Origin of the sequence: Desertibacillus haloalkaliphilus (genome assembly GCF_019039105.1) — a bacterium.
Lineage (GTDB): Bacteria > Bacillota > Bacilli > Bacillales > KJ1-10-99 > Desertibacillus > Desertibacillus haloalkaliphilus.
Genome location: NZ_JAHPIV010000340.1, coordinates 1 through 378, shown reverse-complemented (window position 1 = coordinate 378; position 378 = coordinate 1). Strand labels below are relative to the sequence as shown.

Genomic DNA, 378 nt, shown 5'->3' with positions numbered 1-378 from the left:
CCTCCCTCTTCTTCCCCTTTCTTCCTTTTCCTCCCTCCTCTCTTCCTTCTTTCTTCCCCTTTTCTCTCCTTCTCTTCCCTTCTCCTCTCCTCCCCTTTTTTTCTTCTCTTCTCCTTCTTCCTTCTTCTTCCTCCCCTCTTTCCCCCTTTCTTCTTTCTTTTCCCTCCCCTCCCCCCTCTCTCTTCCTTTTCCTTTCCCCTTTCCCTCCCCCTCCTTTTTTCCCCCCTCCCTTCCTTCTTCCTTCTTTCCCCTTTCCTTCCCCCTTCCTCCCCCCTCCCTCCCTCCCTCCTTCTCCCTTTCTTCCCTCTTTTCTCCTTCCCTCTCCTCCTCCCTCCCTCCTCCCCTTTCTTCCCTTTTTCCCCCTCTTCCCCCCCCCCC

Annotated in this window: 1 protein-coding gene; it reads right to left on the bottom strand. The window is 55.0% G+C overall.

Annotated elements, in window-relative coordinates; translation table 11 throughout:
- A partial coding sequence (locus KH400_RS30045) for a hypothetical protein (RefSeq protein WP_217228349.1) occupies positions 1-378 on the bottom strand: 378 nt, incomplete at both ends.